Consider the following 8907-nt stretch of genomic DNA (forward strand, 5'->3'; position numbering starts at 1 on the left):
CACACAGATGCGGTATTAAGCGTGGGCTTCAGTCCGGACGGCCGACGGATCGTCTCGGGCAGTTGGGACGGGACGGTGCGGGTGTGGGATGCGGAGACGGGCCGGCCCGTCGGGGAGCCGATGATCGGGCATACGGATGGGGTCAGGGGTGTGGCGTTCAGTCCGGACGGGCGGCGGCTCGTCTCCGGCAGCAGCGATGGGACGATGCGGGTGTGGGACGCGGCTACGGATCGGCCTATCGGAATGCCGATGACCGGGCACACGTATGGGGTAACCGGTGTGGCGTTCAGTCCGGACGGCCGGTGGATCGTCTCCGGCAGCCTGGACGATACGGTGCGGGTGTGGGATACGGAGACCGGGCGGCCCGTCGGGGAGCCGATGACCGGGCACACGAATGGGGTGACCGGTGTGGCGTTCAGCCCGGATGGCCAGCGGATCGTCTCCGGCAGTTATGACAAGACTGTACGAGTGTGGGACGCGGCCACAGGCCGGCCCGTCGGACAGCCGATCACCGGGCACACGGATGTGGTGAACAATGTCGCGTTCAGTCCAGACGGCAGGCTCATCGTCTCCGCAAGTTGGGACGGAACGGTGCGGGTGTGGGATGCGGAGACGGGCCGGCCCGTCGGACAGCCGATCACCGGGCACACGGTTGTGGTGAACAATGTCGCGTTCAGTCCTGACGGCTGGCTCATCGTCTCCGCAAGTTGGGACGCAACGGTGCGGGTGTGGGATGCGGAGACGGGCCGGCCCGTCGGACAGCCAACGACCGGTGAGGTGAACTGTGTCGCGTTCAGTCCAGACGGCAGGCTCAGCGTCTCCGCAAGTTGGGACGCAACGGTGCGGGTGTGGGATGCGGAGACGGGCCGGCCCGTCGGAAAGCCAACGACCGGTGAGGTGAACAGTGTCGCGTTCAGTCCAGACGGCAAACGTGTAGCCTTGGGCGGCGGAGATGGGACGGTGCGGCTGGGGGATGCGGAGACGGGCCGGCCCGTCGGACAGCCCACGACCGGTGAGGTGAACAGGGTCGCGTTCAGTCCAGACGGCAACCGTGTAGCCTTGGGCGGCGGAGATGGGACGGTGCGGCTGGGGGATGCGGAGACGGGCCGGCCCGTCGGACAGCCCACGACCGGTGAGGTGAACAGGGTCGCGTTCAGTCCAGACGGCAACCGTGTAGCCTTGGGCGGCGGAGATGGGACGGTGCGGCTGTGGGATGCGGAGACGGGCCGGCCCATCGGGGAACCGGTGACCGATTACGAGACTTCCATACTCACTGTGGCGTTCAGTCCGGACGGCAAACGTGCAGCCTTGGGCGGCGCAGATGGGACGGTGCGGCTGTGGGATCCGGAGACGGGCCGGCCCATCGGGGAGCCGATGACCGGGCACACGGATTTCGTAAACAGTGTCGCGTTTAGTCCGGACGGTCGGTGGATTGTCTCGGGCGGCGAAGATGGGACGGTGCGGCTGTGGGATCCGGACATGGGCCGGCCCATCGGGGGGCCGATGACCACCGGGCCAGACGGGGTGACCAGTGTCGCATTCAGCCCGGACGGCCGGCGCATCGTCTCCGGCAGTCGTGACAAGATTGTGCGGGAGTGGCCAGCCCCCGCAGTATGGCCTGACGCGTTGTGCACCAAACTACCCCAAAACATGAGCCGCCAGCAGTGGCGCGACTGGGTGTCGCCCTACATCGACTACATGGAGGCTTGCCCGGGCCTGCCGATTCCCCCCGACGATGCTGCCCGCTGACGGGAGAAATACCGACGCCACGCAGAGGAAGCCTCACGCGCATAGGGGTTGCCGTAGTAGGGGTCGCCGTAGTACCCGGGAAAAATCGGGCGGATATGGCCTATCGGTGGTAGTCCTCAGCACTGCTGTCCGGGGTCAGAAGAGGGTGTCGCGTACCCGTAGCGGCCGGTAGCCGGTGGGGCCGAGTTGGGCCAGGTCGCCTTCGATGTCGACGTCGATGGCGCCGAAGAAGTTGATGTTCTCGCTGTGTGCCGGGGAGATGTGGGCCAGCACCTCTTCATCGATGCGCCGCCCGGTCCGGCGCATCGATTCCACAGCCAGGCCGTAGTATTCCGTTGTCCAGGTCACCACGGCGTTCGTGACGAGCGTGAGGCACCAGGCCTGTTCGGTTTGTTGTTGCAGGTGGCGGGCCCGGATAGTCCCTACATGGGGCGTAGAGCACATCCCGTTTCAGGGCGGGCCGCGACACTCCTTTGTTCAGTTGCCGTGAGATCTTGCGCCGGTAGGCCGGGTCGGCCAGGTAGCGGGCGGCGTAGATCGTGCGGCGCAGCGCCCCGTACTCCTTCAGTGCCGCGGCCAGGGCGTTCTGCCTGCCGGATGCGGAGAGCTTGCCGACCAGCAGCGACGCGGTGGCGTGCCCGAATTTCAGCGACCCGGCCAGCCGGAGCAGCTCGTCGTAGTGCCCGGCGATCAGATCCAGGTTGCAGCGCCGGGTCAACAACGGCCCGGCCAGCGGGAACACCGACTCGGTCTCGGATTTCTGACCGGTCCGGTAGAGGGTGATCTTGCCCAGGTCCCGGATGCGGGGCGAGAGCTGGAGTCCGAGCAGGTCGAACAGGGCGAAGTTGACCAGTGTCACCCCGTGCGTATCGGTCGCGTGCTCGGTGATGGGAATGTCGGTCGCGTTGCCCAGGATTTCATCCAGGACGTAGTGCGCCTCGCGTTTGGTCGCGACGATGATCTTCGTGCCGTAGGTGGTGTGCTGGTCGGTCACGTGCGTGTAGGTGCTCAGTCCTTCATGGGCGAAATACCTGCTCAACGCCCTGGCCGTGACGGACTTCCCGCGGGTGGGGAACCGCTGACCATCCGAGGAGGACAGGGTGCCGGTGCCGAACACCGGGGTCAGCGGCAGCTTCCGGTGGTAGCCGGTGAGCGCCAGGTTCGCCGCGCGCAGAGTCTCCTCCCGCACGTACCACTCGGCGGTCCAAGCCAGGATGTCGTAGGAGATGCCGCAGGCGTCGGCCATCCGCGTGAGTCCGAGATTGGTGGAGCCGCTGATCAGCACCGCGATCAGGTTCCGCTTCAGCTCCGTGCTGCGGGTCTGCCTGCCGCCGGCGTGGGTGAAGCAGTCCAGGAACCCGGTGCGTTTGTCCAGCTCGATCAGCAGCGACACGATCGGCGCGAACGGCAACATCTCGGTCAGCTCGGCCTTCAGAGCCACTGCCTCGGCCGGGACGTCTTCGGCGCTGAGTGGGGAGATCACCAGCTCGCCCGCCTCATCCAGGCGGACCGGCCCGTCGCCCTCGGCGAGGGTCTGTTCCAGGCCCGCCAGGGCCGTGTGTAGCTCGTCCTGCACCTGGGCCAGGGCTGCGTCGGGGCCGACGGGTTTGCCGACCAGCCTGCAGAACTCCACCCGCTGATCGGCCCACGTGTCCGGGGTCAGCAGGTAGGCGGCCGGGTCGCAGTAGCGGCGCGAACCCGGCACGAACACATCCCCGGTGCGTAGCCCGTCGCGCAGCGCCAGCAGGGTGCACAGCTCCCAGTAATGCCGGTAGGCGGTGATATTGCCGGTCTTCGCCGCGGTCTCCAGGTAGCCGCACCAGCGCGCCGGGACGAACCCCGTCGGCGCGTCCTCGGGGACCTTGCGGGCGCCGGTCGCGTTGAGCTCCTGCAGGATCTGCACCGCCTCCAGCAGTCCGGCCGCGGCGGTACCCCCGGCGAAGGTCACCGCTTCGAGCACCTGCGGGGTGAACTGCCGCAGATACCCGTAGGAGCCCTCCAGCGCGGCCAGATGCCCATGATCGCGCGGCAGCGGGCCAGTGCGGCCGACTGCGCCGCACGCAGCCGTTCCCACCCGATCAGGTCCCCGCGGATCAGGCCGCCGACCTCCTCGTCCGGTACCGCCGGGTCGGCAACGACGGCCAGGATCGCGTCCAGCAACCCTTGCCGGTCTTCCCCGGAACTGCCGCGCTCGGTCAGGTAGTCCCGCATCCTGTGAGCGGCTTTGCTCTCCCGCGCGGAAACGGCCTGGTCGAACAACTGCACCACCTCGTCGAGCACCTCGGTCCCCGACTGCGCCAGCAGCGTCAGCAGAATCGGGTACCGGCGCTCGGGCTCGCGCCGGGCCAACGCCTGCGCGCTCAGCCGGCGACCCACCGTGGCCAGGAACCGGCGCCGCTCCGCCGGCAGCACCGATAAGTCCAGGGTGTGTGCGTCCATCCCGCGCAGGAATCCCAACTTCGCGATCTCGGCCTTCACCGCCGCGGGCGAGGCCTCCACCGGCCCCGTGCCCAGCCACCGCAGCCGGGTCATCCCGATCCGCGCGTCCATCACCAACAATCCGTCCAGGCCGCTCCGACACTCGTCGGTGAACTCGTGCGCGAGCCGGTCAAAGGTCTATTACCGTGCGAGCTCCCGGGCGTGGGCGACCCGCTTGACCACCATCACCGGCCCCGGCCGGATCACCCGCGCCGAGATCAAATACTCGCACGCCAGCCGGAACAGCAACGCCGGCGAGTCATGCTCCATCGCCCGCGCCAGCAGGAACTCATCGAGCTCCTGCAACTCCAGACCCGCCGGCGCCCGCCACCCAGATACCGCGCCGCCAGCCGAAGATGCTCCGTGCGGGTCTTCGCCCGACGTCCGTAGGACCGGAGCGCGTCCGGATCCACCCCAAGCTGCCCCGCCAGCCGGGCCACCGCCGCCCGCGGCGCCGAGGCCACCTCGTCCGGCACGAACCCCAGCCACGGCAATGTGCACACGGCTACAGCAAGCCTCAACCGCTCCGCTGGGCCCCTGCCCCGGCCAGGATCAAGGAACGCCACATCCGCCGGGGTCAAGGTAAAGAACCGGAACAACTCCTCCCGGCCGATCTCCGGAAACCCCCGCAGCCCCTCCAACTCGTCCGTGAACACCTGAGCAACCTCCCAGCAGAGCCGAAAAACCCCTGCTCAGAAGCCTACCCATGCATATCCGCCCGATTCTTCCCGAGTACTACGGCAACCCCTACTTACGCCCTCATTAGTAATTCCACAGCCCTTGGCGCCAACTGCGCCGCCCGGGGGCCACGCTTTTTCGATCCCTCGGAGGCGCGGGTCAACTCCATTGACGCGTCAGGGCGCCTTCGCTGCACAGGGAGCCTTCGGCTTTGTGCCCGCTTTTCGTCCTTCAAGGAGCGTCGGGGGGAATCGGCAGTCCGGGGCAGACCTCAATGTAGTCGATGTAGGGCGACACCCAATCGCGCCACTGTTGGTGACTCATGTTTTTGGTGAGCTTGGCACATAGCGCGTCGGGCCAGTCGGTAGGGGCGGGCCACAGCCGCACGGTGCTGTCCCAACTGCCGGAGGCGATCCGCCGGCCGTCGGGGCTGCACGCCACGCTGGTGACATCATCCGTGTGCGCGGTCAGCGGCTCCCCGAAGGGCTGGCCGGTGCCGGCATCCCAGAGCCGCACGGTGACGTCCCCGCCGCCGGAGGCGATCCGCCGGCCGTCGGGGCTGAACGCCACGCTGGTGACATCATCCGTGTGCCCGGTCAGCGGCTCCCCGATGGGCTGGCCGGTGCCGGCATCCCAGAGCCGCACGGTGTCGTCCCAGCCTCCGGAGGCGATCTGCCGGCCGTCGGGGCTGAACGCCACGCTGTTGACCGCATCCGTGTGCCCGGTCAGCGGCTCCCCGATGGGCTGGCCGGTGCCGGCATCCCAGAGCCGCACGGTGTCGTCCCAGCCTCCGGAGGCGATCCGCCGGCCGTCGGGGCTGAACGCCACGCTGTTGACCGCATCCGTGTGCCCGGTCAGCGGCTCCCCGATGGGCTGGCCGGTGCCGGCATCCCAGAGCCGCACGGTGTCGTCCCAGCCTCCGGAGGCGATCCGCCGGCCGTCGGGGCTGAACGCCACGCTGTTGACCGCATCCGTGTGCCCGGTCAGCGGCTCCCCGATGGGCTGGCCGGTGCCGGCATCCCAGAGCCGCACGGTGTCGTCCCAGCCTCCGGAGGCGATCCGCCGGCCGTCGGGGCTGAACGCCACGCTGTTGACCGCATCCGTGTGCCCGGTCAGCGGCTCCCCGATGGGCTGGCCGGTGCCGGCATCCCAGAGCCGCACGGTGTCGTCCCAGCCTCCGGAGGCGATCCGCCGGCCGTCGGGGCTGAACGCCACGCTGTTGACCGCATCCGTGTGCCCGGTCAGCGGCTCCCCGATGGGCTGGCCGGTGCCGGCATCCCAGAGCCGCACGGTGTCGTCCCAGCCTCCGGAGGCGATCCGCCGGCCGTCGGGGCTGAACGCCACGCTGTTGACCGCATCCGTGTGCCCGGTCAGCGGCTCCCCGATGGGCTGGCCGGTGCCGGCATCCCAGAGCCGCACGGTGTCGTCCCCGCCTCCGGAGGCGATCCGCCGGCCGTCGGGGCTGAACGCCACGCTGCTGACATCACCCGTGTGCCCGGTCATCGGCTCCCCGATGGGCTGGCCGGTGCCGGCATCCCAGAGCCGCTCGGGGTCGTCCCCGCCTCCGGCGGCGATCCGCCGGCCGTCGGGGCTGATCGCCACGCTGATGACCTCACCCGTGTGCCCGGTCAGCGGCTCCGCGATGGGCTGGCCGGTGCGGGCATCCCAGAGCCGCACGGGGTTGTCCCAGCCTCCGGAGGCGATCCGCCGGCCGTCGGGGCTGATCGCCACGCTGATGACCTCACCCGTGTGCCCGGTCAGCGGCTCCGCGATGGGCTGGCCGGTGCGGGCATCCCAGAGCCGCACGGTGTAGTCCCCGCCGCCGGAGGCGATCCGCCGACCGTCGGGGCTGAACGCCACGCTGTTGACCGCATCCGGGTGCCCGGTCAGCGGCTCCGCGATGGGCTGGCCGGTGCCGGCATCCCAGAGCCGCACGGGGTTGTCCCAGCCTCCGGAGGCGATCCGCCGGCCGTCGGGGCTGAACGCCACGCGGTTGACCGCATCCGGGTGCCCGGTCAGCGGCTCCGCGATGGGCTGGCCGGTGCCGGCATCCCAGAGCCGCACGGGGTTGTCCCAGCCTCCGGAGGCGATCCGCCGGCCGTCGGGGCTGAACGCCACGCGGTTGACCGCATCCGGGTGCCCGGTCAGCGGCTCCGCGATGGGCTGGCCGGTGCCGGCATCCCAGAGCCGCACGGTGTTGTCCCAGCCTCCGGAGGCGATCCGCCGGCCGTCCGGGCTGAACGCCACGTCAAAAACAAGATCGGCGGTCTCAATGATCTTTTGCATGTCCCGCTGCCTGACCACCTCACTCATGAGAACCATCTCACCTTCCGCCGTCGCTGTGATGGCGTGCGCGGCGAGCATTTGCTGGATCGCACGCATACCGCCTCCGGCTCGGTTACCGGCGAGCATGGACTGGGCCTCGGATGCCAGCCGTAGGGCGATGGCCTCGCGGGTGCGGGTGTCGGCTTCGGACCGGGCGACGGAAGCCTGCACGAAGCCAGCCACGGCAACCATGGCGATCAGTACCGCTGCGGCCAGGACGATTTTGAGCACGCGGGAGCGTTTGCGCAGCACCTTGGTGTGCTCCTCCGCTTCCTCTCTGGCCCGGGACTCCGCAGCCGCCAGTGCCTCGGCTGCTTCCTGCTTTTCCCGGGCAGCCTGGAGTTTGGCTTCCTGCTGCTGTTTCTCTACCTCGATTCGCTCCTCCTCCCTGTTCCTGGAGGCGAGCAGGAATTCCCGGGCGGGGTTCAGCCGGTCCCGAAAGCCTGGGTTCGCGGCAAGCATGTCCGCACCGCCCAGCCTTTCTCCTTCGAGCAGCCAGGCCTCGTTGCGGCCGCTGCGTTCCCAGGCGGCCGCCGCGCGCTCCAAGGCATCCGCTTCCTTGAGGTCCTCCCGCTCCGCAGCCAGCCACCCGGCAAGTTCCTCCCATTGGCGCAGCAGGCTTTCCAAGGCCACTTCGATTATGGTCTGCCCGCCGCGGGCATCCCTGACCAGCAGGCGATTGTCCACCAACGCGTCGATCAGCGGCCGGGCCTCGGCCGGCAGGTCGACCAGGCCCGCTATCCGGCGCATCGGCTGGTCATTGTCCGGGTTGATGGTCGCCAACCAGGGGATGAACGCCGAGTGCAGCGCATCGAGCTGGGCCTGTCGTTTGGCCGGGTCGTCAACAAGCACCCTGTCGATTTCGGTCTGCACCACTCGGTGCATCCCGCCGATCCGTTTATACTCGGAGAGCATCAGATCGCCGTCGCCGCCGTAATCCCGGTACAGGCGTGCCAGGGTCAGCGAGAGCAGCGGCAGGCTGTCCGCGCCCTCTTCGCAGTCGGCGAGCAGCCGGTCCACCAGCTCCGGCTGTACCGTCAGCGGCCTTCCGGCTGCGCTGGCCCGGGCGGCGGGACCGAGGATGACCTCTTTGAAATGGGCAAGCGGCATCGGTTTGAGCTCATCAAAAACAACGCTCTGCAGCCCCACCAGTTCCGGTGCTGTCTGCAGTGCCTCATACCGGTCCGCGCGGATCGTGCCGGCCACAATCATCCCCGGCACGGTCCCGTCCTCGTGGTGCAGCAGCCGGGCGAGCAGTTCCAGGAACCGGGAGGCCTGGGGACCGGCATCGGCATTGAACAGCTCCTCGGCCTGATCCAGCGGCAGGACCAGGGTGGGCGGCGGAGCCCCGTCCGCAACATCGAGCAGACGCGCCCGGGCCGTTTGCCGGGCCTCGGCCAGCCATGCCTGCAGCCGTCCGGCATCGCCGGCGGTGCACACGGCCTTGATGTCGCCCAATGTCGGCCGGGCCAGCCCGAGCCCGGTGCGCAGGGCGTGGATGGCCGATGCCAGGCCGCGGTCTCCGGTGAGCGCGTTGCGCTCCGGGCGCACGATGTCCAGCGGCAGGAAATGCCGGTCGTCCCGCCGGAGCCGCGGCAGCAGGCCCGCCCGCAGGGACGAGGACTTGCCGGCACCGGAGGGGCCCAGGATCACGAACAGCGACTTGACGCCCGAACT

At 69.2% G+C, this 8907-nt stretch carries 4 protein-coding genes and 2 pseudogenes; 1 reads left to right on the top strand and 5 read right to left on the bottom strand.

Annotation, left to right across the window (positions count from 1 at the left end):
* The coding region (locus tag J1902_RS18580; RefSeq protein ID WP_207617856.1) for a WD40 repeat domain-containing protein at positions 1-1749 on the top strand (1749 nt) is incomplete at its 5' end.
* A 135-nt stretch (positions 1750-1884) separates the two neighbouring features.
* On the opposite strand, the gene J1902_RS19765 is transcribed toward J1902_RS18580, so the two are convergent.
* The 5 genes and pseudogenes from J1902_RS19765 to J1902_RS18600 all read right to left on the bottom strand — a co-directional run.
* Positions 1885-2193 (bottom strand): Tn3 family transposase, encoded by a 309-nt coding sequence (locus tag J1902_RS19765; RefSeq protein ID WP_278253677.1) that lies wholly within the window; start codon positions 2191-2193, stop codon positions 1885-1887.
* A 1-nt stretch (position 2194) separates the two neighbouring features.
* Positions 2195-3709: pseudogene (locus J1902_RS18590) on the bottom strand (Tn3 family transposase); the annotation flags it as partial.
* A complete protein-coding gene (locus J1902_RS19575) occupies positions 3694-4299 on the bottom strand; it encodes a hypothetical protein (protein WP_242702216.1) in 606 nt (201 codons plus the stop codon). The pseudogene J1902_RS18590 and the gene J1902_RS19575, both read right to left, overlap by 16 nt.
* Positions 4300-4368: 69 nt before the next feature.
* A pseudogene (locus J1902_RS19845) lies at positions 4369-4883 on the bottom strand (DUF4158 domain-containing protein).
* Between the two features lie 253 nt (positions 4884-5136).
* Positions 5137-8907: NACHT and WD repeat domain-containing protein (locus J1902_RS18600; RefSeq protein ID WP_443623208.1), on the bottom strand; the 3771-nt coding region annotated here is incomplete at its 5' end.

The sequence above is a fragment of the Arthrobacter cavernae genome (assembly GCF_017368795.1).
GTDB lineage: Bacteria > Actinomycetota > Actinomycetes > Actinomycetales > Micrococcaceae > Arthrobacter > Arthrobacter cavernae.

What these genes read in the sequence shown, in the direction of transcription:
- J1902_RS19765 (WP_278253677.1), bottom strand. Translation starts at nt 2,193, where the DNA reads ATGTGCTCTACGCCCCATGTAGGGACTATCCGGGCCCGCCACCTGCAA.
- J1902_RS19575 (WP_242702216.1), bottom strand. Translation starts at nt 4,299, where the DNA reads ATGGACGCGCGGATCGGGATGACCCGGCTGCGGTGGCTGGGCACGGGG.